Genomic DNA, 26,936 nt, shown 5'->3' with positions numbered 1-26,936 from the left:
TGTGGCTGAGAATCAGGCCCGGCACTCGGCCAGTGTTTTCAGTTGGCCAGAACCATGCTGGTTCGCCTCGGACAGCCACGCTTCAAACCCCGCTCCAAGGGTTGGCCATTCCGAATCCAGGATCGAATACCACGCCGTATCGCGGTTCTGTCCCTTGACCACCATGTGCTGGCGGAACACGCCTTCAAAGCTGAAGCCCAAGCGCTGCGCCGCGTATTTGGAACGGGCATTGGCGTTGTTGCACTTCCATTCCAGGCGACGGTAGCCCTGCTCGAAAGCGTATTTGGCCAGCAGGTACACCGCCTCGGTGCTTTTGGGCGAGCGTTGCATCGGTGCGCCGAAGGTCACGTGGCCGATTTCGATGCGGCCCTGGGCCGGGACGATGGACATCAGGCTGAGGATGCCTTGCACCTCGCCGCTCTGGCGGTCGATCACGCTGAAGAAATACGGGTCGCTGTGCTGGGCATGGTTGGTGAGCCAGGCATCAAACGCGGCGCGCTCGGGGAAGGGGCCGTAAGGCAAGTAGTCCCAGAGCTTCGGATCGGCGCCCGGGCCTTCAAGGGCCCGGAACAGGCCATCGCCATGGCGCGCGGGGTCGAGTTTTTCCAGGCGGATGAAACGCCCTTCGAGCACTTGGACGGTGGGCGCGGGAACGCCTTTCCAGTCGGCGGGTGAGATAGGCATGCGGGGCTCCTTAAAGACCTTTGCGAAATTGGATAAAGCCAGGACGTTCGGCAATGCGTTCGTAGAGTTGAATCGCGGTGGCGTTGGTCTCGTGGGTCAACCAGTGGACCTTGCAGCAACCGTCAGCCTTGGCGGTGGCGTAGACAAACTCGATCAGCTTGCGACCCACGCCGCTGCCGCGTTGGGCCGGCTCCACCAGCAGGTCCTGCAGGTAGCAGGAATTTTCAATGCTCCAGTTGGAGCGGTGGTAGATGAAGTTGACCATACCCACCGCCTTGCCGTCCTGCCAGGCCAGGGCGGAATGGGTCGGCTCACTGGCATCGATCAGGCGCTGCCAGGTGCTTTGGCTGACGGCGTCGGGCAATTGGGTTTCGTAGAACCTCAAGTACGCCTGCCACAGCGGTAGCCAGGCGGCATGGTCGGCGGCGGTGACGGGGCGGATATCGATCTGGCTCATTCTGTGCCTCCTTGAGGGATAAAGCGCGCGAGCGTCTGATCGCGCACATCAATGCTGGCGGCCAAGCCCTCGCGTACGCCGTTGATATCGGCCTGGCTGCGGTTCTGGCTGAGTTTGCGTTTGCCGATCAGGCGCTCGATGGGCAGGGCGAAGCCGACGATGGCCTTGAGCATGCCGTCAATGTAGTCGGCGGGGGCATCGCTGACGCTCCAGGGCTGGGCGCGGTTGCCTTCGTGGCGGTCGGTCAGCGCCGTGACCACCGCCAGCAAGCGCTCGGCATCGGCAAATACCTCGGCCTTGCCGTACGCATGCACGGCGATGTAATTCCAGGTGGGCACCACTTTGCCGTGCTCGGCCTTGGCCGGGTAAAACGCCGGGCTGATGTAGGCGTCGGCGCCGGCAAAGATCACCAGGGCTTCGCTGCCATTTTGCAGGTCGCGCCATTGGGGGTTGGCCTTGGCCATGTGCCCGTAAAGCGTACCGTTCGGGCCTTGATCGGGGTTGAGCAGCAGCGGCAGGTGACTGGCTTGCAGGCCCTGCTCGCCAAAAGTCACCAACTGCGCCAGGCGAGTGTGCTGGATCAGTTGCTGCAGTTCGGGCAAATCGTCGAGGGCAAAGGCGCGGGGTGTGTACATGGAAATAATCCTTGGCGAATGCCTGCATCCTAGGCAGGCTATTGGTCTGTTGTAAGAGCCAACTGGCGCCAATTTCATAGGTCCAATATGTCGTGCATCACGCCGCCGCTGTCATTCAACCCCGCTGGGATTGAGCTGGATCGCCGCCTGGGTTTAACGCGCCAGCTGTATGACGCCCTGCGCCAGCGCGTGTTGGACGGGCGGCTGGTCAGCGGCACGCGGTTGCCCGCCACCCGTGACCTGGCGGCGGCGTTGTCGATTTCTCGCAACAGTGTGGTACGTGCCTATGACCAGCTGTATGCAGAGGGATTTATCGAGAGCCGCGTTGGCGACGGCACCTACGTTGCCCAGTTGCCCACGCCGAAAAAACTATCCACAAAAGTATCCACAGGGTTTTCAACAGGCTTATCCCCAGCCTTATCCACAAAATGCCCGGATTTGCCGGAAGATCTGGACCATGAAGTTATCCACAGCACGAGCCTGGCGCGGGTAAAAACCAACCATCTGTCCCAGCCTCCGTCGGGGCCGCCACGGGCATTTCGCGTGGGTGTGCCTGCCTTTGATCTGTTTCCGTTTGAGGTCTGGGCCAAGCTGAATGGGGCTTTTTGGCGCAAACCGGACCTTGAGCAGCTGTGCTACGGCGACCCGGCGGGTGACGCGCGCCTGCGCGGTCTGATTGCCGCTTATTTGCGCAGCTCCAGGGGCATGCAATGTGCGGCTGAGCAAATTGTGATCACCTGCGGCGCGCAACAGGCAATCAGCCTTTGTGCACAGTTGCTGGTAGAGCCGGGCGATGGCGTGGCGGTAGAAAATCCGGGCTACCGCGCCGCCGGTCACGCGTTTGCCCTGGCCGGTGGGCGCCTGCACGGCGTACCCGTGGACGGCGAGGGCATTGACTGCCAGGTGCTCAATACCCTGAGCGATTGTCGCGTGGCGTATGTCACCCCCTCCCACCAGTACCCGTTGGGCGTGGTCATGAGCCTGGCCCGCCGCCTTGAACTGCTGGCCTGGGCCGAGCGCACGGGCGGTTGGATCATCGAGGATGATTACGACGGCGAGTACCGTTACAGCGGCGCACCCTTGTCGCCTTTGGCCGCGCTGGATCGCAAGGGGCGGGTGCTGTACGTGGGCACATTCGGCAAAGTGGCGTTTCCCGCGTTGCGTCTGGGTTACCTGGTGTTGCCGCCGGCCCTGGTGGATGCGTTTGCGCGGCGCCGTGCGGTCGACATGCGCCACTCGGAGGTCAGTACCCAGGCGGTGATGGCGGAGTTTATGGCGGCGGGGCACTTTCAGCGGCATATCCGGCGTATGCGACGCGCTGCGCTGAGCCGGCGTGACGCGCTGTTGAGCGGCTGGCCCGGTGAGCTGCCGGGCGTGAGCAGCCTGCCCACTGTCGCGGCAGGCTTGCACCTCACGGTGCGAGTGGACAGCCTCGCCCGCGAACAGCAACTGGTGGCGCAGGCCCACGCCGTGGGGGTCGAGGTCAATGGCTTGAGCGCCTATTGGCTGCCGGACTCCAGCACACCTCCCGACCAGCGCGCCGGTCTGGTCTTGGGGTTTGCCGCCGTGCCGCCGGCGAGCATCGCGCAGGCGCTTGGACGGTTGTACCGCGCTTGGGGTTGTCAGCCACCACCTTCAGCGCCGGGGCACCGGCAAGGCGGCAGTCTTGAAGAACAGTGATCGCGCCAGCAATGGACCGATCTCACTGCGGTACACCGCGATATTGTCGCGGTCATCGGCCTTGGCCGGCGCTTCATACTTGCCGCCCAGACGCCGCTGCGATTGGGTCTTGAGGTGCGCGGCGGTGTAGGCCTCCTCGGGACTGACCAGGTCCTTGTAGTGAAAGTGGGCGTACCACAGCGCATTCGAGTGTTTGGCGTCGAGGATTTCGTACTCCTTCAAATAGCCCTTGTGGCGGCCGGAAAGCTTGCTGCGTGGGCCTGGCAGCGGTTTGATGATGATCTCGTTTTCACGGTACAGCAGTTCGACATGCGCGGCCGTCGGTGGGCGCTGCTTGAGCATGTCGAGCCGGGTGCGCAGGCCCTCGGCGTAGAGGCGTTTGATCGCGGCATCGAGGCTGCGGTTGATCAAGGCGGCCGACGGTGAGCCGCTTTCGGTCATATTGCTGGCGGTCAATGCCTCCTCAATGTCCTCGCCGGCCTGGGCCAGCTGCGCGGCGCGGCGGTGGAAACGCTCTTCAATCTCCACGGGCAGGCGTCTTGCCTCGCCGGCCAGGCGCTGGGTGCGCGTGATGAACTGTTCGACATCGTCGAGCAGCGCCTGAGCACTGGCGATACCGGCGGCCACGTTTCGCGGCTGCGCCCGCGCAGTGGGCCGCGCGCCCGTACGCTCACGCTCAACCCATACCCCGTCCTTTTTATGAAACAGGGCAATCACCTTGCCGGTCAGTGCTTGCTTGACCTCCACCAATGGGGTCGGTTCTCCCCGTTGTGGCGGGCGTTCTTCGCCGACCACGATGCCCTGGAAGCGGGTCTTGATCACCTTTTTCTGCGGTCTGGGCACAGGCGTCGAGGGACCGGCAATCGCCGACTCCAAGGCCTTGCGCTCGCGCAGCAGCGTGGTCATTTGCTTGACCGCCCGTTGGGCGAACTCTTCGGTGAGCTGCTGCAAGGTCTCCAGGGCCGGGCGATGCACGTCCAGTGGAAAATCGGCCGGCAAATCGGCCAGGCTTTGATCCAGGCCAGTGAACTGGTCTACCAGGCTGTCGAGGACCTCGATCTGTTCATCCAGCGTGGCCAGATTGTCTGGCTGCAAGGCTTCGCACAGGCTCTGTACCGCCAGTTCCGCCCGGTCGACCATCTGGGCGATCACCGAACGGGCAGTGTCTTTGCTGGCCGAGGCGGCTTCATTCACGCAGAGGAAGCGTGACAGGGTGATCCGGAACGCCTTGAGGTCATCCAGCGTTATCTTGGGCAGCACCTGTTCGTGGCGCAGCACCAGTTCCACGCCTTTGACCCCCAGGGCGCGGGCCTCCTTGAACCGTGATTGCAGGTAACTGATGCGCTCGACCATGGCCTGGGTCGACGCGTCGACGGCACGGCAGTCTTCCAGGGCCATCGGGGTGTCTGGCAAGTCCTCGTTGTCCAGGTATTCAGACACGGTGTGCAGCCCGTCTCGAAAGCGGATCATCTGTTCGGCGGTGGCACTTCGCGCCAGGATCATCTGGTCATGCAGGTAGCCCAGCATGGCTTCCTGATACGTCGGCACGGTATCGAGAATGTTCAGCGATTTGAGCTGGGCAATCGGTACGTCCAATTCTTCAAGGCGCCTGCTGACGTGCGTCAGGTAGGTGGTGCGGGCCTCTGCGCGATCGGCCGGTGGCGCGTGATCGATGGCCTGCTGCAAACCCATCATGTCCTGGCGCCGTTGTTCGACCTGTGTGTCGAAGGCTGCCAGTTGCTCACGCAGTTCGCGGATTTTCGGCGGCCTCAGGCGCTGGCCTTTCTGTCGCCGGCTGCGCATTCCGCCGCCGCGCAGGCGCAACCGGGTGTCGACAAACCATTGGCCGAGACGGTTGCCAATCAAGGCCGGGCCTTCGCGTTTCGGGTCCTTGGGGTCGATGATCAGCACGGTGTCGTTTTCATCGAGCGTCACTTCGAACCAGCGCTGCGCCACCGGGACGTACCACGCCTGGCCCTTGGGGTAGAGGTGCAGATGAGGGCCGGGCTGGGTGATTATGTCGCCCAGCCCTGCAGGTTTGGCCAGGCTGAAACTGTCCAGTGTCGCGTCCAGGCTGTTGCGGTTACGCGTGAGGGCGCCGCGGGTGTGGAGGTTGATGTCATGGTCAGTCGGCAGGTGCGCGGTGTCGAGCGTGGGGTGCTGGATGATCGACGGTTTGGCCGGTAACGACGCTGCCGGCGGCGGGCGTTTTTCAGGCGCACGCACCGGCGCGCGCTGCAGGCTGATGTGCAGCGCCAGGGCCATGCCCAGGGTCAGAAAAAAGTCCACGGCAGCACTCACGCCCGCCGTTTGATCGCCGCTTTCTCGGGCCTCGATAACCTGCTGCAGGTCATCCATGAGTTGCCAGATCCAGGCTGCGGCGCCCGCTGTGCGGCCCATGAACGGCAGCGCCGCATTCAGAACAATCCAGCCTGCATGCTTGAAGCTTTCCCAGCGAGCCTCGGCATTGGACACCGATTGACGGTCGGCCAGTGTCACCAGGGCGCGGGCGTTGGCGTTGTACAGCACCGCGAGGCAGTCCGCGCCCAGCGCCTGGGTGCCGAACTCAATCGGGCCGCTCATCACCATCGAACTCATCGGCTCGCTGAGCAGCGTCGGCAGGACCCAGGGTGAAAGCACGCTGCCGGGGAAGACAAACTGGGCGTAATCCTGGCGCACAGCGTCGGGCAACCAGGCCAGTACCGACTGGCGTAACGGCGTGTCCTGCTTGATGGCGTAAAGCAGGTTGGCCTGTGAGGGAAACTGCACCAAGGGTTCGTTGGACAATGGTCGATACAACAGGCAAGGGCCACTCGCAGGGTCCTGTGGCCCAATGAGAAACATGTTATCGACGCTGTCGGTGGCGCCGCTCACGCGCCACCGGGGGCGCAGTGTCAGCGGCCGGATTACCACGGTGACGCCATCCACTCGGCGGTGTTGCGCGCTGCTGGCCATGACCGCGTGCACGTAGCGATAACCCTGTTCGTCAACGTCGAACAGGCCTCGAATCTTGTACTGCAGCGCCAGCAAGGGCAGTTGCAGGCTCAGTTGTCCGGCGTACAACTGTTGGCGCCGCAAGGCTTGCTCGGGATTGGCCAGCAGCAGTGTGTTGACCCGCTCGGGGTAGTGCTTGCCGATGTCTGCCTGGGTGACCAGTTGCTCCAGGTAGTCTGCGGTCATCCACGCGGGTGTCGGGCTGCCGTCCTGGTAACTCACAGTCTTGTTGCCCAGCGGCAGCGCGACGAGGTTTTGCAAGGCCAGCTCGACCAGGCTCAAGGTCAGGGTTTGCGTCTGGCCAGGCAGCGCGACGGTCCCCCACACGACTTGGCTGGTGATCGTTATTGTCACGCGGTCCAGATCCAGTGATGAGGCCTGCGGATGGTCCTTGATGAGCGCCGTGCGCAAGGCCGTACGGGTGAAGTCGGTGAGGGTTGGCAGTTCGTCCATGAAGGTCTTGCCGTTGCTTTGAAGGCTCAGCGCGGCCAGGTCCATCATGTAGCGCCCGTAGGCCGACTGATCGGTTTCCGAGGCCTGCAGCAGCCAGGCCGGCAATGCCCGTCGCGTGGTGCCAATACGCGACTGATCGAGAAGCGCCAGCTCGGCCCCTTGCATGCCGATAGCGCGGGCGGGCAACAGCGATTTGGGGGCCGCATCGGCCAGGTCGAGATCGCCCATGGCTTCGATTTGCAAGCCGATCAGGCTGCAGGCCTGGTGTTCGAAAAAGTTGCCGTCCGGTTCCAGCAAGCGCCAGTTCAGGGTTTTGCCGGCAGGTCGGCGATATAGGGCAGCAGTGCCTGGCCGAAGGCCTCCAGGCTGGCAAATTTTGCATAGCCGGTATCGATCGAGTAGCTGAGGATGATGGTCTGTTCACCGTGATGCGCGATCAGCACGGCCATGGCCGTAACGCTGATGTGCTGGGCGCCGCTGGCGTCCTGCGCATCGATGTCCACCAGGTAGGCGCGTGTCGCGTACGGGTCGTGGGGCTGGCGCTTGACGAACTCGGGACAGTGGAACACCGCCCGCGCCACGGCGCAGTCGTCGGCGTTCCAGCCATGAACCTCCTGCACGTTCCACACATCGCGCAGCGACTGGGCAAATAGCTGCCAGCGTGGGCCGGTGGTGCCTGCGCTCTGGTTCCAGAAATCTATCTGTTGCTCCTGGAAGGCCACGAACAGCAGCGGCGCCAGCTCATTGATCAGTCGGCCTATCGCGTCGATCCTGACGGGCAGGTGCACGTCAGGGCCATTGCCTGAGGGTACGCCAAGTAGTGTTCGCGATCAAGGTAAGTCACGGGCATGCGGGAGATTGCACTGCGTGTCAGGGCGCCGGTGAGGGTGTCCGTTGCAGGCTTGGCGGGGATGATGTCGCCGCCCAGTTCAAGCCATTGCGGGGCGTTGACGATGGCCAGGTCCGGGTTGATATCGAGCTCCGGATACAGCTCGCGCAGCGCCGCACGCAAGGTGGTGCAAGCCACTTCACGCAGGGACGGGCCGGTGGCCAGCTGCGCTAGTAATCCGCTGTTTTCGGTTGGAACGAGGTCTTTCATGGGCACTCCTTGGCCTTGAGAAATACGCGAGGTCGCCCGTGGGCCTCAGCGCGCAGACCCTGGCTGTAGCGGTTCCTGGCTGATCTTGCGGCGACAATCGCGCTCACGTTAGGCGCGATGAGGAGGGGGCGGGCATTACTTAGTTAGCGGCGGCGGGGAGTGTGCGTTGCCGGTGGCCGACGGGCCCGGCGACCAGGCAGGCTTGCAGCGCTGCTCGGGTGGCAGGTTCTCTTGTGAGCAGATGGGTGGCGGACAGTCAGTCTCAGGGGCACTGACTGTCCGTGGCGGAGGGGTGTCAGGTGCCCGACTTGATCTTGGTCCAGGCCCGCGTGCGAGCGCGCTCGGCGTCGCGCCCCAGTGGTTTCAAGGTGTAGAGCGTGGCCATAGCCGCCTCGGTCGGGTACAGATTGGGGTTGTTGCGAATCGACGGGTCCACCTGCTCGGTCGCGTCTTTGTTGGGGTTGGGGTAGCCGACAAAATCGCTGATCGGCGCGATCACCTGCGGTTGCAGCAGGTAGTTGATAAAGGTGTAGGCGTCCTGCGGGTTCTTGGCGCCTTTGGGGATGGCGAGCATGTCGAACCAGATCGGCGCACCTTCCTTGGGCAGGCGCATGTCCACGGTCACGCCGTTCTTCGCCTCTTTGGCGCGGTTGGCGGCCTGGGAGAAGCTGCCGGAATAGCCGACGGCCACACAGATGTCACCGTTGGCGATATCGGCCATGTATTTGGAGGAGTGGAAGTACGTGATGTAGGGGCGAATTTTCATCAGCAGCGCTTCGGCTTTTTCATAGTCCTTGGGGTTGCTGCTGTTGGGGTCAAGGCCCAGGTGTTGCAGGGCCAGCGGCAGAATCTCCGAAGGCGAGTCCAGCAGCGCGACGCCGCACTGCTTGAGCTTGCTGATGTTTTCTTCCTTGAAGATCAGGTCCCAGCTGTCCACCGGTGCGTTGTCACCCAGCGCGGCCTTGACCTTGGCCGGGTTGAAGCCGATGAGGATGGTGCCGTACATGTAGGGCACGGCGAATTTATTGCCCGGGTCGTTGGCTTCGATCAGCTTCATCAGCTTGGGATCGAGGTGGTTCCAGTTCGGCAGTTGGCTGCGGTCCAGCGGCTGGAATACGCCGGCTTCGATCTGTTTGGCCAGAAACACGTTGGACGGCACCACCACGTCATAGCCGGAGTTGCCGGTCAGCAGCTTGGCTTCCAGCGCCTCGTTGGTGTCGAAAATGTCGTACACCAGCTTGATGTCGGAGTGCTGTGCCTTGAAGTCATCCAGCGCTTTGGGCGTGATGTAGTCGAACCAGTTGTAGACCCGCAGGGTTTTCTCTTCGGCATGCGCCGCGCCACTGATAACGGCGGCGCAGAGCACGAGTGACTTGAGCATGTTCATTGGGCTGCCCCTTCAAAACCTTCGAGAACGTTGACGGCGTTGATGCCGATTTCTTCCACCGCATAACCGCCTTCCATCACGAACAGCGTGGGCTTGCCCAGCCGGGCGATACGCGCGCCCATGGCCAGGTAATCCGGGCTGTCGAGCTTGAACTGCGAGATCGGGTCGTCCTTGAAGGTGTCCACACCCAGGGACACGACGATGATGTCGGCGCCGTAGCGCGTAATTTCCTGGCAGGCCTGCTCCAGCGCGGCGCTCCAGGTGTCCCAGCCGGAGCTGGCGGGCAGTGGATAGTTGAAGTTGAAACCTTCACCCGCGCCTTCGCCCAGCTCATCGGCATAACCCAGAAAAAACGGAAATTCCGCTTCCGGGTGGCCGTGGATCGAGGTGAACAGCACATCGCTGCGCTTATAGAAAATCGACTGGGTGCCGTTGCCGTGGTGGTAATCCACATCGAGAATCGCGACTTTTTTGTGGCCCTGATCGAGAAAGGCCTGGGCGGCGATGGCGGCGTTATTGAGGTAGCAATAACCGCCCATCAAGTCGCTGGCGGCGTGGTGCCCCGGCGGGCGGCACAGGGCGAAGGCGCTGTGGGCGCCCTGTTGGATGGCGGCCTGGGCGGTGAGGGCGACTTGCGCTGCGCTGTAGGCCGCTTGCCAGGTGCCGGCGGTAATCGGCGCGCCGCCGTCGAAGCTGTAGTAACCGAGCTGCCCGTGCAGGCTGGTGGGCAACACGCGGCGCAAGGTGCGGGCGGGCCAGGTGTAGGGCAGCAGGTCGCCGTCCTGGCCAAATTCGGTCCAGCGCTCCCAGGCACCTTTGAAGAAATCCAGGTAGTCACGGCTGTGAATGCGTTGCAGCGGTGCCAGGCCAAAGTCCTGTGGCGCGTTGACCGGCCCCAGTTCACGGTCCTTGACCCGTTGCAGCACGTGGTCGGCACGCGAGGGCATCTCAAAGCACGGCATCAGTTGCCCGTCCATCAGTTCGCAACGGCCGTGGTGCAGGTGGTGATCGTCCGAGTAGATCGTCAGCATTTGTTGTTCTCCGCAGGCTGTATCGGTGGATGCAGTCTTGCGGCGGACGCGGTTTATGAGAATGGCAGGAGCGGCCAAAAGGGGATGAATATGGCCAAATTGTCTGTCCGAAATTCGCCCCTCAATGGGGCGTCACGGTCGAAATTGGCTCGGCGCCACGCCACTCCAGCGGACAAACGCATGCCTGAAACTCGCGGTTTCGCTGAAGCCCAACGCCTCGGCAATCCGATAGATCGGCCATTGGTCTTCGGCCAGCAGTTGCTTGGCGCGCTCAAAGCGCAGCTCGTCGAGCAGTTCCTGATAGCTGCAGCCCAAGTCGTGCAGATGCCGACGCAGGGTGCGTGCCGAACAGTTCATCTGCTCGGCCAGGCCTTCCAGGCCAGGTGCTGCGTTGAGTTGGGCGGTGAGCAGCTGGCGAATCCTGCCCAGCCAGGCCTGGCGCCCGGTGAACTCCAGGTTCTGTTTGCGGCAGCGCTCGGCCATGGCCTGGTGGGTAATCGCGTCAGCCAGCGGCAGCGGCCGGTCGAGCCAGTGCTTGTCGAACGCAAAGGCGTTGGCGGTGGCCTGAAACTGCAACGGGCAAGGGAAGCGCTCGGTGTAGCGCGTGCGGTAGTCCGGGGCGTCATGTTTAAAGCGCGCGGCGAGCAGCGGCAGGGGCTGGCCGAGCAGGTCGTCGCAGATCACCTTGAGCGAGGCCAGGCACAGTTCGACGTTGAACATTTCCAGCGCAGGGTTTTCGCGGTAGTCGCTGGCGGTGAACCAGATGCGATCGCCGTCCTCTTCAAGGCTCAGCTCGAAAAGTGTTCCCAACAGCGCCGGATAACGCAGGGCCAGGCGCAAAGCGTCACCGAAGGTGGCACTGGTGAGCAGGGCGTAACCGAGCATGCCGTAGGCCGACACATGCATTTGGCGCCCCAGCTCCAGGCCGACATCCTGGCGCAGGGCCACGGCGTTGGCACACACACGCATCTCCTGATTGGTGGTGATGCGCGTGTCGGAGCGGCTCAGGTCCGCCGCGCAGATACCACTGCCGGCCAGCAGCGCCTCAAACGGCAAACCTTCGGCCTTGAAAGTGTTGAGCACCAAAGAGACGGCATTGAGGGTGGTGAGGTGGGAGTGCAGCATGGGAACTTCCAGCCAGGGGATGGCTGGAAGGGGAGCAAGTTACATGCCGGTCAGCTCAGTTCGCCGCACAGGTCCAGTTCTACCAGGCGGCGGACCTCGCTGATTTCGAGGCCGGCGCCGAGCAAGGCGTTGAGCTTGCCGAACACCGCTTCGCGGGTCATGCCGCCACCGGAAAGCACGCCCACGCCGCGCAGACGGCTGCCAGCTTCGTACACGTCCAGTTCCACGCCGCCCTCATGGCATTGGGTGATTGCGACGACGACCACACCCAGGTCCTGCGCACGCTTGAGGCTCGCGAGGAAGGCCGGGTTGTCACTCGGCCCGGTGCCGCTGCCGAAGCATTCGAGCACCAGCGCCTGAATGCCGCTGTCGATCAGCGCATCCAGTTGGCCGGCGGCGATACCCGGCACCAGCGGCAGCACGCCGACGTTGGCCAACGCTTTGGGCTGACGGTAATGCAGGGCGGCCGGGATCATTTCGGCCTGGGCGACACCCCCGTTGCGTTGCAGGGCAGCAAACGGGTGGCGACCGAAACTACGGATTTTCGCGCAACGGGTCGGCGCCATCAGCGCGCCATGGAAATACAGCTGAACGCCCGGCGACAGGCCTTCGCCCAACGCGTGCAGGGCGCCACTGACGTTTTCCCAGGCGTCGCTGTCGGGCACGCCGGCGGGCAGCATGGAACCGGTGAACACTACCGGCGCCGGCAGGCCGAGCAACTGGAAGCTCATGGCCGCCGCGCTGTAAGCCAGGGTGTCGGTGCCGTGCAGGATCAGTACTGCGTCGCAGCCCTCGTCCACGGCTTCAATCACCGCGACGCGCAGGCGCTGCCAGTAGGCCGGGGTCATGTTGGCGCTGTCGATCAGGGGCGCCATTTCCCGGAAGCGCCAGGCAGGCAGTGGCAGGGTGGCAAGCTGTTCGCGCATGCGCGCTTCAAAACCGGATGCCGGGGCCAGGCCGTTGGCGCTGGCTTGCATGCCGATGGTGCCGCCGGTGTAGAGCACCATGATGGTGTTAGCTGTGGTCATCGAGACTTCTCCTGAACGAAAAACGCCGCCGGGCCCAGAGCATGCCCAAGGCCGGGCGGCGTGTCATCTATCTAGGCTTGCTGCGCTCAGCGTGGCGCTTGAGCGTTCAGTTCAGCCGAGGCTTGAGCGCCAGGCTCAGGCTTCACCGGGTTCGCAGGCCAGGCCTTGCGGTCCAGGTCCAGGTCAGGGAACTGGCTGGAGTCGAACACCGGCGTCTTGATGCCCGCCGCGCGCTGGCCGTCGTAGTCGTTCAGGATGCGCATGGCGATCTTGAACAGGAACGCCAGGGCGAACAGGTTGACGAACGCCAGCAGGGTCATGGTGATGTCGGCGAAGGCGAACACGGTGCCGAGGTTCTCGATGGAACCCCAGAAAATCAGCACCAGCACCAGCGCGCGGTAGCCCATCAGCACCTTGCGGTTGTCGCCCACGATGAAGCGCAGGTTGCTCTCGCCGAGGTAGTAGTTGTACATGATCGAGGTGAACACGAACAACGCCAGGGCCACCGAGATGAACATCCGGCCCCAGTCGCCGACGACCGCCGCCAGGGAGTTCTGGGTCAGGGCAATGCCGTCGCCTTCAAAGCCCGGGGTGTAGAAACCGGAGAGCAGGATCAGCAACGCGGTGCAGGTGCAGATCACGAAGGTGTCCAGGAACACGCTGAACGCTTGCACCACACCTTGGGCGATCGGGTGTTCTACCGAGGCCACTGCCGCCACGTTAGGCGCACTGCCCAAACCGGCTTCGTTGGCGAACACGCCGCGCTTCACACCCATGATGATCGCGCTGCCCACCAGGCCACCGAAGGCCTGGTCGAGGCCGAAGGCGCTCTTGACGATGGTCGCGAGCATGGCCGGCACGTGGTCGAATTGCAGCACGATCACGTACAGGGTCACGGCGATGTAGACCAGCGTCTTGACCGGCACCAGCAGGTCGGCGATCGAGGCGATACGCTTGATCCCGCCAATGAACACCAGGCCCAGCAATACCGCCAGCGCCAGGCCTGTGTAGGTGGTGTCCAGGCCGAACGCGTTGTTCAGCGAGTGGGTCACAGCGTGGGCTTGCAGGCCGTTGAAGGCGAAACCGAAGGTCACCAGCAACAGGAACGCCATGACCATACCCAGCCAGCGCTTCTGCAGGCCGTGCTGAATGTAGTAGGCCGGGCCGCCACGGTAGGTGCCTTCAGCATCGGTGCGCTTGTACAGCTGGCCGAGGGAGCACTCGATAAAGCTCGAAGACATGCCCACCAGCGCGGTGACCCACATCCAGAACACGGCACCGGGGCCACCCAGCGTCACGGCGATACCGACGCCTGCGATGTTACCGGCACCCACACGGCCGGCCAGGCTGAGCATCAGCGCCTGGAACGAGCTGAGCTGGCCGGAGCTGCTCTTCAGGCTGTCTTTGAACACCGAGAACATGTGGAAAAAGTGGCGCAACTGAACGAAACGCGAGCGAATCGTGAAATAGCCGCCGAGCCCGACAATGAGCACGATCAGTACTTTCCCTGAGAGGAAGTCGTTGATGACTTCGAGCATGGAGTGTTCCTCGCTGATTTTTCTAATGGCAAAAACGCAGGACGGTGCGACGCATCGCTCGGCACCAGGCAGTGCACGACGCTTCGACCCCAATCCTTTTGCGGGTGTTGTTATTCATGCGGTTTCGCGCTGTCCAGGACCTCGTTACCGACAATCTCTGACGCGAAGAGGGGCGGCACTATACCTAGGAGAGCGTGATCCGTCTGCACGGGGCGATTAAAGGTTTCAGCCAAGCTGTTGCAGGCAAGGAGGGTTTGCAGGGCGATATTGGATTTTTTATGGGCGTCATTTCACAACCTTGGGGCAAAAAAAAGGGCCTGAAGAACGAGCCTTCAGGCCCTCAAAAGGTGAGAGGTGTCTAGTCCCTCAACCTGGTGAGCAGTGCAACAACCGTCAGGCCTTCAGCGGGACCAGACGTGGGGCAATCATGTTTTCGGGGCGCAGGATGTCGTCGAGCATGGCATCGTCGAGCAAGCCTTCTTCGCGCACCAGTTCCAGCACGCCGCGGCCGCTTTCAAGGGCGATACGCGCAATGCGGGTGGCGTTTTCATAGCCGATGTACGGGTTCAGCGCGGTCACCAGGCCGATGGAGTGCTCCACCAGTTCGCGGCAACGCGCTTCGTTGGCGGTGATGCCGACGATGCAGTGTTCGCGCAGCATGTCCATGGCGCGTTGCAGCAGGCGGATCGAGTCGAAGATCTTGAAGGCGATCAGCGGCTCCATCACGTTCAGCTGCAGTTGGCCGCCTTCGGCTGCCATGGTCAGGGCCAAATCGTTGCCGATTACCTGGAACGCCACCTGGTTCACGGCTTCCGGGATAACCGGGTTGACCTTGCCGGGCATGATCGAGCTGCCTGGCTGGCGCGCCGGCAAGTTGATCTCGTTGATGCCGGTGCGTGGGCCGCTGGACAGCAGGCGCAGGTCGTTGCAGATCTTCGACAGCTTCACCGCGGTACGCTTGAGCATGCCGGAGAACAGCACGAAGGCGCCCATGTCAGAGGTAGCTTCGATCAAGTCGGCAGCCGGGACCACTGGCTGGCCGCTGATAACGGCCAGGCGTTGTACGGCCAGGGCCTGGTAACGCGGGTCGGCGTTGATGCCGGTGCCGATGGCGGTGCCGCCCAGGTTCACTTCGGTCAACAGCTCTGGCGCCAGGGTTTTCAGGCGGGCCAGGTCTTCACCCAGGGTGGTGGCGAAGGCACGGAATTCCTGGCCGAGGGTCATCGGCACGGCGTCTTGCAGTTGGGTGCGGCCCATTTTCAGCACGTGGCTGAATTCGACGCCTTTGGCGGCGAACGCCTGGATCAGGCTGTCGAGGCTGGCCAGCAGTGCGTCGTGGCCCAGCAGCAGACCCAGGCGGATCGCGGTCGGGTAGGCGTCGTTGGTCGACTGCGCCATGTTCACGTCGTTGTTAGGGTGCAGGTACTGATATTCGCCCTTGTTGTGGCCCATGGCCTCCAACGCGATGTTGGCGATGACTTCGTTGGCATTCATGTTGGTTGAAGTGCCGGCGCCGCCTTGAATCATGTCCACCACGAACTCTTCGTGGAAATCGCCGCGGATCAGACGGGCACAGGCTTCGCTGATGGCAGCGTGCTTGGCTTCGCTGAGCTGGCCCAACTCGCGGTTGGCGTCAGCGGCTGCTTGCTTGACCATTGCCAGGCCGACCACCAATTTCGGGTAATGCGAAATCGGAACGCCCGAGAGGCGGAAGTTGTTCACCGCTCGCAGGGTCTGGATGCCGTAATACGCTTGAGCAGGTACTTCGAGTACGCCAAGCAGGTCTTTTTCTGTGCGGAATGATGCAGCGGAGGACATGACGGAAATCATCTCGATATGGACCCGGAACTGGCCGGAACGCTGCGAATGCTAGGCTTGTGGGAGTTTTTGGGCCAATGCTGTTAAACACTGGCCTATGCACAAACGGCATAATGTCGGTGTGACCCGGTTATCATGGCGGGCGTGCGTGCCAAAATGGTGCGTACCCGTGGGAGGAAGTGATGAACCTTGAGAGCAAATGGCTGGAAGACTTCAGCGCCTTGGCGGCGACCCGCAGCTTTTCCCAGGCGGCGGAGCGGCGCTTTGTCACCCAGCCGGCCTTCAGCCGGCGTATTCGCAGCCTGGAAGCCGCGCTGGGCCTGACCCTGGTCAACCGCTCGCGCACGCCCGTCGAATTGACCGCGGCGGGGCAGCTGTTTCTGGTCACCGCGCGTACGGTGGTCGAGCAGCTCGGCGAAGTGCTGCGCCATTTGCATCATCTGGAAGGCGGGCAGGGCGAGGTCATGCAAGTGGCGGCAGCGCATTCCCTGGCGCTGGGCTTCTTCCCGCGCTGGATCGCGCAACTGCGCAATGAAGGCCTGAACATCGCCACGCGGCTGGTTGCCACCAACGTCGGCGACGCGGTGCATGCGCTGCGCGAAGGCGGTTGCGATTTGATGCTGGCGTTCTACGACCCGGACGCGGCCATGCAAATGGACCCGGAAATCTTCCCGTCGCTGCACCTGGGCAACACCGAAATGCTCCCGGTGTGCGCCGCCGATGCCGACGGCAAGCCGCTGTTTGACCTGGAAGGCGAGGGCAGCGTGCCGTTACTGGCCTACAGCGCCGGGGCATTCCTGGGGCGCTCGGTAAACCTGCTGCTGCGCCAGCGCTCCCTGCGCTTTACCACCATCTACGAAACCGCCATGGCCGATAGCCTCAAAAGCATGGCGCTGGAAGGGCTGGGCATTGCCTGGGTGCCGCAACTGAGTGTGCGTGCCGAACTGGCGCGGGGCGAACTGGTGGTGTGCGGCGGGCCGCAATGGCATGTGCCGTTGGAGATTCGTTTGTATCGCTGCGCGTTGGTGCGCAAGGCCAACGTACGGTTGTTGTGGCGCAAGTTGGAAGGTGGCGCGGCGCAGTCCCCTCCAGTTGAACGCGGTTAGTGTGGGAGCTGGCTTGTCGGATCGCCGCACCGCTGCGATGCAGACGCCTCGGTACATCAGGCATATTCAGGTGATGCTGTCGCAGGCAAGCCAGCTCCCACACTGACCCCGTTTCCATGGGGAATTTGCGCTGGTTTCGCTGACCCAGGAGTCAATAAAACCGCTGGTTTGCGCCACTGGACAGATGGTCATTCCAGGGGCTGTTTATCTGGATTATTACGGTATACTGCGCGGCCTTCGGCCGGTCCAACCGGCCAAATTTCGTACAACAAGCCACGCCGGATTTCCTGCGTGGCTTGTTGTTTTTTGACGCGCCTGCGGGCGCCCAGAGAGAAGAGGCACGACGATGAGTGCATTGGTTGGCGTGATCATGGGCTCCAAGTCCGATTGGTCCACCCTTAGCCACACCGCCGATATGCTGGAAAAACTCGGCATTCCGTATGAAGTGAAAGTGGTCTCTGCCCACCGCACCCCGGATTTGCTGTTCCAGTATGCCGATGAAGCAGAATCCCGTGGCATCGAGGTGATCATCGCCGGTGCCGGCGGTGCGGCGCACCTGCCAGGCATGTGTGCGGCCAAGACCCACCTGCCGGTGCTCGGTGTGCCGGTGCAGTCGTCGATGCTCTCGGGCGTGGATTCGCTGTTGTCCATCGTGCAGATGCCGGCCGGTATCCCGGTGGCCACCCTGGCGATCGGCAAGGCCGGCGCGATCAACGCCGCTTTGCTGTCTGCCAGCATCCTGGGCGCCAAGCACCCGCAGTTTCACGCGGTGCTGAAAAAATTCCGTGCTGAGCAGACAGACAGCGTGCTGGACAATCCAGACCCACGCATCGCCTGAGGTTATTGATTGATGAAAATCGGTGTAATCGGTGGCGGCCAACTGGGCCGCATGCTGGCCTTGGCGGGAACCCCGCTGGGGATGAACTTCGCTTTCCTGGACCCGGCGCCGGACGCTTGCGCGGCGGCCCTCGGTGAACACCTGCGGGCTGACTACAGCGACTCGGATCACCTGCGCCAACTGGCCGATGAAGTCGACCTGGTGACCTTCGAATTCGAAAGCGTCCCGGCTGAAACCGTGGCCTTCCTGTCGCAGTTCGTGCCGGTGTACCCGAGCGCCGAAGCCTTGCGCATCGCTCGCGACCGCTGGTTCGAAAAGAGCATGTTCAAGGACTTGGGCATTCCGACGCCGGCCTTCGCCGACATCCAGTCCCAGGCGGACCTGGACGCTGCCGTTGCCAGCATCGGCCTGCCGGCTGTGCTGAAAACCCGCACCCTGGGTTATGACGGCAAGGGCCAGAAAGTGCTGCGTACCGCCGCTGATGTGGTCGGCACCTTCGCCGAGCTGGGCAGCGTCGCCTGCCTGCTGGAAGGCTTCGTGCCCTTCACCGGCGAAGTCTCGCTGATCGCCGTGCGTGCCCGTGATGGCGAAACCCGCTTCTACCCGTTGGTGCACAACACCCACGACAGCGGCATCCTCAAGCTGTCCGTGGCCAGCACCGATCACCCGTTGCAGGCCCTGGCCGAAGACTATTCCAGCCGTGTGCTCAAGCAGCTGGATTATGTCGGTGTGATGGCATTCGAGTTCTTTGAAGTCGACGGTGGCCTCAAGGCCAACGAAATCGCGCCGCGTGTGCACAACTCCGGGCACTGGACCACCGAAGGCGCCGAGTGCAGCCAGTTCGAAAACCACCTGCGGGCGGTGGCGGGCTTGCCGCTGGGCTCCACGGCCAAGGTCGGCGAAAGCGCCATGCTCAACTTCATCGGCCTTGTGCCGCCGGTTGAGCGCGTGATCGCGATCGATGATTGCCATCTGCATCACTACGGCAAGGCCTTCAAGGCCGGACGCAAGGTCGGCCACGCCAACCTGCGCTGCAAGGACCGTGCGACGCTGCAAGCCCAGATCCTCAAGGTCGAAGCGCTGATCGCCGAGCAATAACCTGAGGATCGGCGGGAACCATTGGTCACCGCCGTCTCTCTGATTGCAGGATGGCAAAGCCTGACTAGGCTTTGCCATGACTCACATTCAATCAGAGGGAAATGCCATGGGTATCATCGGAACCATCTTTATCGGCTTGATCGTCGGCCTGCTGGCGCGTTTCCTCAAGCCAGGCGACGACAGCATGGGCTGGATCATGACCATCCTGCTGGGTATCGCAGGTTCTCTGGTCGCCACCTACGGTGGTCAGGCCCTGGGCATCTACCAGGCAGGTCAAGGCGCAGGCTTTATCGGTGCGCTGATCGGCGCCATCGTGCTGCTGGTGATCTACGGTCTGCTGCGTAAAAAGTAATTAAGCGACAAAGCCCTCTGCGCTGCGCAGGCGCAGAGGGCTAGAATGCTCGTCACCTGTATTTGCCGAGCCTCATCATGCGCCGTCTTCTGTTGACTCTCCTCTTGCTGGGCTCTGGCCTGGCGCACGCTGGCGAACTGCCGGAAACCGACTGGCTCGACCTGATGCCGCTGTCGGACCAGAAAGCCCTCGAAGCCATGCCCGAGATCGACCACAACTCCCCCGAAGCCCAAGGCACGTTCACCGACAAAGGCGGCCTCAAGCAAAGCAAAGGCTTGCCGGCGGTGATGTATTCGACCAAGACCGTGGCCGCCATGAATGGCAAGAACATCCGCATCGGCGGCTACCCGGTACCCCTGGAAACCGACGCCAAGGGCCGCAGCACGCTGTTCTTTTTGGTGCCGTACCCAGGCGCCTGCATCCACGTGCCGCCTCCGCCGCCCAACCAGTTGGTGCTGGTGCGTTATCCCAAGGGGTTGAAGCTGGATGACATCTACACGCCGTTGTGGGTTACCGGCACGCTGAAGGTGGAGAAGGTCAATAACGATTTGGCGGATGCGGCATATGCGCTGGATGCGGGGAAGGTGCGAGCGGTGAAGGAATCCGATCTCTAAGCCACAACACAAATCAGTGTGGGAGCTGGCTTGCCTGCGATGCAGCCACCTTGGTGTGACTGATACACCGAGGTGATGCTATCGCAGGCAAGCCAGCTCCCACATTTTGCTCGTTATTTACAAGGCGAGACTTGTGATGCTCACGCCCAGTGTGTGGCTTTCACCCGGCGCCAGTGCCACCACATCATCCAGCACATTCGCCGTTTCGATGCACAGCATGCCCTGCCAGCCGTCATCGGCCATGTCGTCGAACGCCTTGGCGCGTTCGGTCCAGGGGTTCCAGATCACGGTCGAGTTCGAGCCTTGGCTGGTGAGCTGGAGACGACGCTGCCAGTCTTTATCGACAATGCTCAACTGCGCCGGCGTGTCCAGATAGATGCGGTCGGTCTCGGCACTGAAGTGCAGCAGGCCGGATTGCTGTTTGTGGCTCCAGCCGTCGGCGGTGTCGATATAGGCCAGCCCGTCCAGGCCTTCGACCTGCACGTTGCGTACGTCGCTCACGGCAAAATAGGTGTGCAGCGCCTGGCTGAGGGTCACGGTGTCGCTGCCACGGTTGTGGCTGGTCAGGCGGATATGCAGTTGATCGTCCAGCAGCAGGCTCAGCTTCAGGTCGACCTGATGCGGCCAGCCGGGGAAGCCGCCCGCCGGCACCGGCAATACCAGGTCGACGCGCAATGCCTCGCCTTCGAGTTCGGTCGCAGCCAATTCCCACAGTGCCGTGCGCACAAAACCATGGGCCCCCGCGAGTTGGTCGCTTTGGCGCATCGCCTTCACGCTTTGCGGGTTACGGTCGAATACGCCAAACCATGGCCAGCAGACCGGCACGCCGGTACGGATGCCTTTGCCCTGCTTGAAAACCGCCTCAGGGTTCGGCCAGATCACTGGCTGCTCGCCCTGGCGCTGGTAACTGAAGATGTGCGCGCCCTGTTGGGCCACCATGACTTCGGCGCCGTTGTGGCGGACGCGCCAGCAGTCCAGCTCGTCGATTTTCACGGTTTCAACGTGGGGCGTAGGCATAGCAGTGCTCTCTCATAGCAGGCAATGGGGCAATTGACCGTCAAAACCCGGCGATGTTTAACGCGCGCGCGATGGCACCGAGCGGGTACGGCCGCTGCCGTCGATGGCGACAAACACAAATACCGCCTCGGTCACCTTGCGCCATTCGCTGGACAGCGGGTCGTCGCTCCACACCTCGACCATCATCTGGATCGAACTGCGGCCGATTTCCAGGGCCTGGGTATAGAAGGACAATTGCGCGCCGACCGCCACCGGCACCAGAAACGCCATGCGATCGATCGCCACCGTGGCGACACGTCCGCCGGCCACTTTGCTGGCCATGGCGGTGCCGGCCAGGTCCATCTGCGCGACCAGCCAGCCGCCGAAGATATCGCCAAAACCGTTGGTTTCACGCGGGAGTGCGGTGATTTGCAGGGCGAGATCGCCTTGCGGGATAGGATCTTCTTGTTCGAGTTCGATCATGCCGAGGGTGCCTCTGACCCGTGACGCTTCATGGGTATTTCAAGTGGATAGCCGTCTCTGGAAAAACGTTTCAGCACCAACATACACCGCTCGATGCGTTTCTCGTAAGGCGTACTAAAGGGAAACTCTGCCAAATCGGCTGGATGGCACCCAACGGCGTTTTGGCACAGCAGCCCCTCAAGACTGGGGTTCTTGCGCTTGCAGGGGCCGAGTATATCGAGACGCTGGCGCCACGACGACCTCCCGGCGCTCATTTGGTCGGCAAATCCTGGCTGTAATGCGGCTTTTTCCCGCAACTGTGCTTCTGATGGCTAATAAAGGGAAGAAACGGGGAATAACGCGCGCCTGCAAAGTGTTATTCGGTGGGCGCTGTGCTTTTTCAGGCGATTTGCTATCTTGCCAGACCCGCCGCAAGTCCCGGGCTTGCCGTCATTACTATAAGAGAAGCCTTGCCATGTCCTCCGTGCCCGCAAGCAGCGCGCAACCGTCGCGTCCGCTGACCCGCAACGACTACAAAACCCTGTCGCTGTCTGCCTTGGGCGGGGCGCTGGAATTTTACGACTTCATCATTTTCGTGTTTTTCGCCACCGTGGTCGGGAAACTGTTCTTCCCCGTCGATATGCCGGAATGGCTGCGCATGATGCAGACCTTCGGCATCTTCGCCGCCGGCTACCTGGCTCGTCCGTTGGGCGGCATCATCATGGCGCACTTTGGCGACCTGCTCGGCCGCAAGAAGATGTTCACGTTGAGCATCTTCATGATGGCCGTGCCGACCCTGATCATGGGCCTGCTGCCGACCTACGCGCAGATCGGCCTGTGGGCGCCGCTTCTGCTGCTGTTGATGCGCGTCATCCAGGGCGCGGCCATCGGCGGCGAAGTACCGGGCGCCTGGGTGTTTGTCTCTGAACACGTACCGCCGCGCCACATCGGCTATGCCTGCGGCACCCTGACCAGCGGCCTCACCGCCGGCATCCTGTTGGGGTCGCTGGTGGCCACCGCCATCAACACGCTCTACAGCCCGGAACAAGTGTCCGATTACGCCTGGCGTATCCCGTTCCTGCTGGGCGGCGTGTTTGGCCTGCTCTCGGTGTACCTGCGCCGCTGGCTGCATGAGACGCCCATCTTCGCCGAAATGCAGCAACGCAAAACCTTGGCCGCCGAGCTGCCATTGCGCGCGGTATTGCGCGACCACCGTGGCGCCATCGTGCTGTCGATGCTGTTGACCTGGTTGCTGTCGGCCGGTGTTGTCGTGGTCATCCTGATGACCCCGACCGTGCTGCAAACCGTCTACCACTTCAGCCCGACCATCGCATTGCAAGCCAACAGCCTGGCCATCGTGACCCTGAGCCTGGGCTGCATCGCTTCCGGCGCCCTGGCTGATCGTTTTGGCGCTGGCCGCGTGCTGGTCATCGGTTGCCTGTTGCTGTTGGCAACGTCGTGGACGCTGTACCACAGCCTGATCGATCACCCCAACTGGCTTTTCCCGCTGTACACCCTGACCGGCCTGTTTGTCGGGGTGATCGGCGTGGTGCCTTACGTGATGGTGAAAGCCTTCCCGCCGGTGGTGCGTTTCAGCGGGTTGTCGTTCTCCTACAACGTCGCCTACGCCGTGTTTGGTGGTTTGACGCCGCTGGCGGTGTCGCTGCTGATGAAGGAAAGCCCGATGGGCCCGGCCTACTATGTCGCCGTGCTGTGTGTGATGGGGATGCTGGTGGGTGGCTACCTGTGGAAGCGCGGGCGCTAAAAGCCTGCGATGACGCTGTGGCGAGGGCATTCGCTCGCCACAGGGTTTATGGTTGGCCAACGATTACAGAGTATTTCTGAAACACCGCTTCATGCGCTTCAACCTCCTCGCAAGTCCCGGATTTACTGATCTTTCCCCTTCCTGTCAGGTTTTTCACAAATGCTGGCCTTTCATCTAATTGTCACATTGCGGACATAGAGTGTTCACACGGCCTACCGATACTTGGCCCCGATCCAACTATCCCTATCTGCTAGGAGCAAGGCATGAAACTGAAACGTTTGATGGCGGCAATGACTTTTGTCGCTGCTGGCGTTGCGACCGCTAACGCGGTAGCCGCTGGTGTTGACCCGGCAATTCCGGCTTACGCCAAGACCACCGGTGTATCGGGCAACCTGTCCAGCGTTGGTTCCGACACCCTGGCTAACCTGATGACACTGTGGGCTGAGTCCTATAAAAAGGAATACCCGAACGTCAACATCCAGATTCAGGCTGCCGGCTCCGCCACTGCACCGCCTGCGCTGACTGAAGGCACCTCCAACCTGGGCCCGATGAGCCGCAAGATGAAGGACACCGAACTGGCGGCCTTCGAGCAGAAGTACGGCTACAAGCCAACCGCTATCCCGGTTGCCGTGGATGCCCTGGCCGTGTTCGTGCACAAGGACAACCCGATCCAGCACCTGACCATGGAACAAGTCGACGCGATCTTCTCCTCGACGCGTCTGTGCGGCGCCAAAGCTGATGTCAAAACCTGGGGCGACCTGGGTGTGACCGGCGACCTGGCCAACAAGCCGGTGCAACTGTTCGGTCGTAACTCGGTATCCGGCACCTACGGCTACTTCAAGGAAGAAGCCCTGTGCAAAGGCGACTACAAACCTAACGTGAACGAACAACCAGGTTCGGCGTCGGTTGTGCAGTCGATCAGCTCCTCGCTGAACGGCATCGGTTACTCGGGCATCGGTTACAAAACCGCCAGCGTGAAGACCGTCGCTCTGGCCAAGAAAGGCAGCACTGACTTCATCGAAGACAGCGAAGAAAACGCCCTGAACGGCAAATACCCGCTGTCGCGCTTCCTCTACGTCTACGTCAACAAAGCCCCGAACAAGCCTCTGGCTCCGCTGGAAGCTGAGTTCGTGAAGCTGGTTCTGTCCAAACAGGGCCAGGAAGTGGTCGTCAAAGACGGCTACATCCCGCTGCCAGCCAAAGTGGCCGCCAAGGCCCTGGCTGACCTGGGTTTGAAAGAAGGCAACTAAGCCTGCAAGACCTGGTGTAGATGCATGCTTTTGTGTGGGAGCGGGCTTGCCCGCGATGCTGGCGACGCGGTGTAGCGTTGAGACCGCATTGATGCCATCGCGGGCAAGCCCGCTCTCACATTAAACCGTCTACACCGCTAATTTTTTAGTCCGCTGCCAGCTCTGCTACGCGGCGGCTTTGCTGCGTCACTGCATTGTCATCTTTCTGTCATACAGGATCGCTAGGGTGTGCGCATGAATGATCTGGCCAATTCCACCATGACGACGACTTCTCCTCCCAAGCGCATTGATTTCAATACGCCTGAGCTGCAACGCAAGCGCCGCATTCGCGCGCTCAAGGATCGCCTGACCCGTTGGTACGTGTTGATCGGCGGCCTCGCCGTCCTCGGCGCCATTACCCTGATTTTCTTCTTTCTTGCCTACGTCGTCGCGCCACTGTTCCAGGGCGCCTCGCTGACCAAGGAAGATGCGCTGACGCCCGCCTGGATGCAGGACGCCGGCAAGCCGTTGATGATCTCCCTCGAAGAGCAGAACCAGGTTGCTATGCGGGTTTCCGACAAGGGCCAGGCGCTGTTCTTTGATGTGGACACGGGTGCTGAACTCAAGCGTGTCGACTTGCCGCTGCCGGCAGGCGCCAGCGTTGCGTCCATTGGTGAAGACCAGCCGGGCAGCCCGCTGGTGATCCTGGGTTTGTCGAATGGCCAGTCCCTGGTGTTCCGCCACACTTATAAGGTGTCCTACCCGGACGGCAAGAAAACCATCACCCCGGCCATTGAATACCCTTACGGCGAAACGCCGATCGTGCTCGACGAGCAGGGTCGCTCGCTGGAGCACGTCGCACTTAACGCCACCGATTCCTCGCTGGTCGTTGCCGGTTCCGCAGGTTCCTACTTGAACGTGCTGAGCCTGAGCCGCGAAGAAAACATGATGACTGGCGAAGTCACCAGCGAGCAGAAGCGTATCGAGCTGCCGCAAATGACCGAGCCGGTTAAGGCGATCTTCATCGACCCACGCCAGCAGTGGCTGTACGTGATCAACGGTCGTGCCCTTGCTGACGTCTTCAGCCTGCGCGACAAGAGTCTCAACGGTCGCTACAAACTGCTCGAAGACGGCAACGCCGAAATCACTGCCAGCACTCAGCTGGTGGGCGGTATCTCGCTGATCGTGGGTAACTCCAAAGGCGGCCTGGCCCAGTGGTTCATGGCCCGCGACCCGGACGGCGAGCAACGCCTGAAACAGATCCGTACCTTCCAGCTGGGCAGCGCGCCTATCGTTGAAATCACCGCTGAAGAACGTCGCAAAGGCTTCACCGCCCTCGACGCGTCCGGCAAGTTCGGCGTGTTCCACAGCACCGCGCACCGCACGCTGCTGGTCGACCCGGTGGTCGATGGCCAAGGCGTGTTCGGCCTGTCGCCACGCGCCAACCACGTCATCGTCGAAGCCGGCGGCAAGCTGCAACCGCTGTTGCTGGACAACCCGCACCCGGAAGTGTCCTGGAGCGCGTTGTGGAGCAAGGTCTGGTACGAAAACTACGACGAGCCTAAATACGTCTGGCAATCGACCGCCGCCAACACCGACTTCGAACCCAAGATGAGTCTGGCGCCGCTGACCTTCGGTACCCTGAAGGCCGCGTTCTACGCCATGTTGCTGGCCGCACCACTGGCGGTGGCCGCTGCGATCTACACCGCCTACTTCATGGCCCCGAGCCTGCGCCGCAAGGTCAAGCCGGTGATCGAACTGATGGAAGCGATGCCGACGGTGATCCTCGGCTTCTTCGCCGGCCTGTTCCTGGCGCCGTATGTCGAAGGGCATTTGCCGGGGATTTTCAGCCTGCTGATGCTGTTGCCGATTGGCATTCTGGTGGCCGGCTTCGTGTTCAGCCGCTTGCCTGAGTCGATCCGCCTGCGCGTTCCCGATGGCTGGGAAAGCGCGATCCTGATCCCGGTGATCCTGTTTGTGGGCTGGCTCTCGCTGTACATGAGCCCGTACCTGGAAACCTGGTTCTTTGGCGGCGACATGCGCATGTGGATCTCCCACGACCTGGGCATCACCTACGACCAGCGCAACGCTCTGGTAGTCGGCCTGGCCATGGGTTTTGCGGTGATCCCCAACATCTACTCCATCGCCGAAGACGCCGTGTTCAGCGTGCCGCGCGGCCTGACCCTGGGCTCGTTGGCCCTGGGCGCCACGCCATGGCAGACCATGACCCGCGTCGTCATCCTGACTGCCAGCCCGGGGATTTTCTCGGCGCTGATGATCGGCATGGGCCGTGCGGTCGGTGAAACCATGATCGTGTTGATGGCCACCGGTAACACCCCGGTGATGGAGATGAACCTGTTCGAAGGCCTGCGCACCCTGGCGGCTAACGTCGCAGTGGAAATGCCCGAATCGGAAGTCGGCGGCAGCCACTACCGCGTGCTGTTCCTCTCGGCGCTGGTGCTGCTGTTGTTCACCTTCATCATGAACACCCTCGCCGAGCTGATTCGTCAGCGTCTGCGCAAGAAATACTCGTCGCTTTAAGAAAGG

Annotated in this window: 24 protein-coding genes; 10 read left to right on the top strand and 14 right to left on the bottom strand. The window is 62.2% G+C overall.

Annotation, left to right across the window (positions count from 1 at the left end):
• Positions 1-12 precede the first annotated feature (12 nt).
• From AB5I78_RS29005 to AB5I78_RS28995, 3 genes are read right to left on the bottom strand one after another with little or no spacing between them, the layout of a single operon-like run.
• Positions 13-684 (bottom strand): GNAT family N-acetyltransferase, encoded by a 672-nt coding sequence (locus tag AB5I78_RS29005; protein WP_369302816.1) that lies wholly within the window; start codon positions 682-684, stop codon positions 13-15.
• 10 nt (positions 685-694) lie between these two features.
• Positions 695-1,141, bottom strand: coding sequence for a GNAT family N-acetyltransferase (locus tag AB5I78_RS29000; protein WP_145158276.1), 447 nt, complete (start codon positions 1,139-1,141; stop codon positions 695-697).
• Positions 1,138-1,776, bottom strand: coding sequence for an FMN-binding negative transcriptional regulator (locus AB5I78_RS28995; RefSeq protein ID WP_145158274.1), 639 nt, complete (start codon positions 1,774-1,776; stop codon positions 1,138-1,140). The genes AB5I78_RS29000 and AB5I78_RS28995 overlap by 4 nt, the downstream gene beginning before the upstream one ends.
• A gap of 87 nt (positions 1,777-1,863) precedes the next feature.
• On the opposite strand from AB5I78_RS28995, the gene AB5I78_RS28990 reads away from it, so the two are divergent.
• Positions 1,864-3,456 carry a PLP-dependent aminotransferase family protein gene (locus AB5I78_RS28990; RefSeq protein WP_369302817.1) on the top strand — a complete coding sequence of 531 codons (1,593 nt, stop codon included), beginning with the start codon at positions 1,864-1,866 and terminating at the stop codon, positions 3,454-3,456.
• Here the strand turns inward: AB5I78_RS28990 and AB5I78_RS28985 are convergent.
• The 8 genes from AB5I78_RS28985 to AB5I78_RS28950 all read right to left on the bottom strand — a co-directional run bounded on the left by AB5I78_RS28985 (position 3,412) and on the right by AB5I78_RS28950 (position 14,111).
• Positions 3,412-7,200 carry a dermonecrotic toxin domain-containing protein gene (locus AB5I78_RS28985; RefSeq protein ID WP_370004322.1) on the bottom strand — a complete coding sequence of 1,263 codons (3,789 nt, stop codon included), beginning with the start codon at positions 7,198-7,200 and terminating at the stop codon, positions 3,412-3,414. The genes AB5I78_RS28990 and AB5I78_RS28985 overlap by 45 nt on opposite strands.
• Before the next feature lie 8 nt (positions 7,201-7,208).
• Entirely contained in the window at positions 7,209-7,691 is a 483-nt protein-coding gene (locus AB5I78_RS28980) for a hypothetical protein (RefSeq protein ID WP_370004321.1), read from the bottom strand.
• The gene (locus AB5I78_RS28975; RefSeq protein WP_370004320.1) at positions 7,661-8,002 is read right to left on the bottom strand and encodes a hypothetical protein; all 342 of its coding nucleotides are present in this window, start codon (positions 8,000-8,002) and stop codon (positions 7,661-7,663) included. Before AB5I78_RS28975 ends, AB5I78_RS28980 begins: the two co-directional genes overlap by 31 nt.
• 295 nt (positions 8,003-8,297) lie before the next feature.
• The gene (locus tag AB5I78_RS28970; protein WP_119741130.1) at positions 8,298-9,389 is read right to left on the bottom strand and encodes a polyamine ABC transporter substrate-binding protein; all 1,092 of its coding nucleotides are present in this window, start codon (positions 9,387-9,389) and stop codon (positions 8,298-8,300) included.
• Positions 9,386-10,420: a histone deacetylase family protein gene (locus AB5I78_RS28965; RefSeq protein ID WP_369302819.1), complete on the bottom strand. Its 1,035-nt coding sequence runs from the start codon at positions 10,418-10,420 to the stop codon at positions 9,386-9,388. The genes AB5I78_RS28970 and AB5I78_RS28965 overlap by 4 nt, the downstream gene beginning before the upstream one ends.
• Positions 10,421-10,552: 132 nt before the next feature.
• Positions 10,553-11,545 (bottom strand): AraC family transcriptional regulator, encoded by a 993-nt coding sequence (locus tag AB5I78_RS28960; protein ID WP_369302820.1) that lies wholly within the window; start codon positions 11,543-11,545, stop codon positions 10,553-10,555.
• Between the two features lie 50 nt (positions 11,546-11,595).
• A complete protein-coding gene (locus AB5I78_RS28955; RefSeq protein WP_242201203.1) occupies positions 11,596-12,573 on the bottom strand; it encodes an asparaginase in 978 nt (325 codons plus the stop codon).
• A gap of 86 nt (positions 12,574-12,659) precedes the next feature.
• Positions 12,660-14,111: a sodium:alanine symporter family protein gene (locus tag AB5I78_RS28950; protein ID WP_145158252.1), complete on the bottom strand. Its 1,452-nt coding sequence runs from the start codon at positions 14,109-14,111 to the stop codon at positions 12,660-12,662.
• A 194-nt stretch (positions 14,112-14,305) separates the two neighbouring features.
• Between AB5I78_RS28950 and AB5I78_RS28945 the strand changes: the two genes are divergently transcribed.
• Positions 14,306-14,473 (top strand): hypothetical protein, encoded by a 168-nt coding sequence (locus AB5I78_RS28945; protein WP_170036668.1) that lies wholly within the window; start codon positions 14,306-14,308, stop codon positions 14,471-14,473.
• A gap of 31 nt (positions 14,474-14,504) precedes the next feature.
• On the opposite strand, the gene aspA is transcribed toward AB5I78_RS28945, so the two are convergent.
• Positions 14,505-15,929 (bottom strand): aspartate ammonia-lyase, encoded by a 1,425-nt coding sequence (aspA, locus tag AB5I78_RS28940; RefSeq protein WP_025854459.1) that lies wholly within the window; start codon positions 15,927-15,929, stop codon positions 14,505-14,507.
• 182 nt (positions 15,930-16,111) lie between these two features.
• On the opposite strand from aspA, the gene AB5I78_RS28935 reads away from it, so the two are divergent.
• From AB5I78_RS28935 to AB5I78_RS28915, 5 genes are all read left to right on the top strand, one after another.
• Entirely contained in the window at positions 16,112-17,035 is a 924-nt protein-coding gene (locus tag AB5I78_RS28935) for a LysR substrate-binding domain-containing protein (RefSeq protein ID WP_106575908.1), read from the top strand.
• Positions 17,036-17,381: 346 nt separating this feature from the next.
• The gene (gene purE, locus AB5I78_RS28930; RefSeq protein ID WP_003195648.1) at positions 17,382-17,873 is read left to right on the top strand and encodes a 5-(carboxyamino)imidazole ribonucleotide mutase; all 492 of its coding nucleotides are present in this window, start codon (positions 17,382-17,384) and stop codon (positions 17,871-17,873) included.
• A 12-nt stretch (positions 17,874-17,885) separates the two neighbouring features.
• On the top strand, positions 17,886-18,971 hold the full coding sequence (locus AB5I78_RS28925) for a 5-(carboxyamino)imidazole ribonucleotide synthase (RefSeq protein ID WP_369302821.1): 1,086 nt from the start codon (positions 17,886-17,888) through the stop codon (positions 18,969-18,971).
• 106 nt (positions 18,972-19,077) lie between these two features.
• Positions 19,078-19,323 (top strand): GlsB/YeaQ/YmgE family stress response membrane protein, encoded by a 246-nt coding sequence (locus tag AB5I78_RS28920; protein WP_010168336.1) that lies wholly within the window; start codon positions 19,078-19,080, stop codon positions 19,321-19,323.
• Positions 19,324-19,400: 77 nt separating this feature from the next.
• Positions 19,401-19,937, top strand: coding sequence for a DUF3299 domain-containing protein (locus AB5I78_RS28915; protein ID WP_106575906.1), 537 nt, complete (start codon positions 19,401-19,403; stop codon positions 19,935-19,937).
• A 117-nt stretch (positions 19,938-20,054) separates the two neighbouring features.
• On the opposite strand, the gene AB5I78_RS28910 is transcribed toward AB5I78_RS28915, so the two are convergent.
• Both AB5I78_RS28910 and AB5I78_RS28905 read right to left on the bottom strand, forming a co-directional pair.
• Positions 20,055-20,954, bottom strand: a complete 900-nt coding sequence (locus AB5I78_RS28910) for a D-hexose-6-phosphate mutarotase (RefSeq protein WP_369302822.1) — start codon at positions 20,952-20,954, stop codon at positions 20,055-20,057.
• A 57-nt stretch (positions 20,955-21,011) separates the two neighbouring features.
• Positions 21,012-21,416 (bottom strand): acyl-CoA thioesterase, encoded by a 405-nt coding sequence (locus tag AB5I78_RS28905; protein ID WP_003176975.1) that lies wholly within the window; start codon positions 21,414-21,416, stop codon positions 21,012-21,014.
• A gap of 454 nt (positions 21,417-21,870) precedes the next feature.
• Here AB5I78_RS28905 and AB5I78_RS28900 point away from each other — a divergent pair, with 454 nt between their 5' ends.
• The 3 genes from AB5I78_RS28900 to AB5I78_RS28890 all read left to right on the top strand — a co-directional run bounded on the left by AB5I78_RS28900 (position 21,871) and on the right by AB5I78_RS28890 (position 26,930).
• Complete coding sequence (locus AB5I78_RS28900; RefSeq protein ID WP_145158243.1) at positions 21,871-23,160, top strand: MFS transporter; 1,290 nt, start codon at positions 21,871-21,873, stop codon at positions 23,158-23,160.
• 263 nt (positions 23,161-23,423) lie between these two features.
• A complete protein-coding gene (locus AB5I78_RS28895) occupies positions 23,424-24,410 on the top strand; it encodes a phosphate ABC transporter substrate-binding protein PstS (RefSeq protein WP_106575903.1) in 987 nt (328 codons plus the stop codon).
• A 486-nt stretch (positions 24,411-24,896) separates the two neighbouring features.
• Complete coding sequence (locus AB5I78_RS28890; RefSeq protein WP_369302829.1) at positions 24,897-26,930, top strand: ABC transporter permease subunit; 2,034 nt, start codon at positions 24,897-24,899, stop codon at positions 26,928-26,930.
• Positions 26,931-26,936: the final 6 nt, after the last annotated feature.

It is taken from the genome of Pseudomonas sp. N2-3-1-14, from assembly GCF_041228395.1.
Classification (GTDB): domain Bacteria; phylum Pseudomonadota; class Gammaproteobacteria; order Pseudomonadales; family Pseudomonadaceae; genus Aquipseudomonas.
Note: the sequence above shows the minus strand (reverse complement) of the source record. Positions and strands in the feature narration are given on the sequence as shown.

What these genes read in the sequence shown, in the direction of transcription:
- AB5I78_RS29005 (WP_369302816.1), bottom strand. Translation starts at nt 684, where the DNA reads ATGCCTATCTCACCCGCCGACTGGAAAGGCGTTCCCGCGCCCACCGTC.
- AB5I78_RS29000 (WP_145158276.1), bottom strand. Translation starts at nt 1,141, where the DNA reads ATGAGCCAGATCGATATCCGCCCCGTCACCGCCGCCGACCATGCCGCC.
- AB5I78_RS28995 (WP_145158274.1), bottom strand. Translation starts at nt 1,776, where the DNA reads ATGTACACACCCCGCGCCTTTGCCCTCGACGATTTGCCCGAACTGCAG.
- AB5I78_RS28990 (WP_369302817.1), top strand. Translation starts at nt 1,864, where the DNA reads ATGTCGTGCATCACGCCGCCGCTGTCATTCAACCCCGCTGGGATTGAG.
- AB5I78_RS28975 (WP_370004320.1), bottom strand. Translation starts at nt 8,002, where the DNA reads ATGAAAGACCTCGTTCCAACCGAAAACAGCGGATTACTAGCGCAGCTG.
- AB5I78_RS28970 (WP_119741130.1), bottom strand. Translation starts at nt 9,389, where the DNA reads ATGAACATGCTCAAGTCACTCGTGCTCTGCGCCGCCGTTATCAGTGGC.
- AB5I78_RS28965 (WP_369302819.1), bottom strand. Translation starts at nt 10,420, where the DNA reads ATGCTGACGATCTACTCGGACGATCACCACCTGCACCACGGCCGTTGC.
- AB5I78_RS28960 (WP_369302820.1), bottom strand. Translation starts at nt 11,545, where the DNA reads ATGCTGCACTCCCACCTCACCACCCTCAATGCCGTCTCTTTGGTGCTC.
- AB5I78_RS28955 (WP_242201203.1), bottom strand. Translation starts at nt 12,573, where the DNA reads ATGACCACAGCTAACACCATCATGGTGCTCTACACCGGCGGCACCATC.
- AB5I78_RS28950 (WP_145158252.1), bottom strand. Translation starts at nt 14,111, where the DNA reads ATGCTCGAAGTCATCAACGACTTCCTCTCAGGGAAAGTACTGATCGTG.
- aspA (WP_025854459.1), bottom strand. Translation starts at nt 15,929, where the DNA reads ATGTCCTCCGCTGCATCATTCCGCACAGAAAAAGACCTGCTTGGCGTA.
- AB5I78_RS28935 (WP_106575908.1), top strand. Translation starts at nt 16,112, where the DNA reads ATGAACCTTGAGAGCAAATGGCTGGAAGACTTCAGCGCCTTGGCGGCG.
- purE (WP_003195648.1), top strand. Translation starts at nt 17,382, where the DNA reads ATGAGTGCATTGGTTGGCGTGATCATGGGCTCCAAGTCCGATTGGTCC.
- AB5I78_RS28925 (WP_369302821.1), top strand. Translation starts at nt 17,886, where the DNA reads ATGAAAATCGGTGTAATCGGTGGCGGCCAACTGGGCCGCATGCTGGCC.
- AB5I78_RS28920 (WP_010168336.1), top strand. Translation starts at nt 19,078, where the DNA reads ATGGGTATCATCGGAACCATCTTTATCGGCTTGATCGTCGGCCTGCTG.
- AB5I78_RS28915 (WP_106575906.1), top strand. Translation starts at nt 19,401, where the DNA reads ATGCGCCGTCTTCTGTTGACTCTCCTCTTGCTGGGCTCTGGCCTGGCG.
- AB5I78_RS28910 (WP_369302822.1), bottom strand. Translation starts at nt 20,954, where the DNA reads ATGCCTACGCCCCACGTTGAAACCGTGAAAATCGACGAGCTGGACTGC.
- AB5I78_RS28905 (WP_003176975.1), bottom strand. Translation starts at nt 21,416, where the DNA reads ATGATCGAACTCGAACAAGAAGATCCTATCCCGCAAGGCGATCTCGCC.
- AB5I78_RS28900 (WP_145158243.1), top strand. Translation starts at nt 21,871, where the DNA reads ATGTCCTCCGTGCCCGCAAGCAGCGCGCAACCGTCGCGTCCGCTGACC.
- AB5I78_RS28895 (WP_106575903.1), top strand. Translation starts at nt 23,424, where the DNA reads ATGAAACTGAAACGTTTGATGGCGGCAATGACTTTTGTCGCTGCTGGC.
- AB5I78_RS28890 (WP_369302829.1), top strand. Translation starts at nt 24,897, where the DNA reads ATGCAGGACGCCGGCAAGCCGTTGATGATCTCCCTCGAAGAGCAGAAC.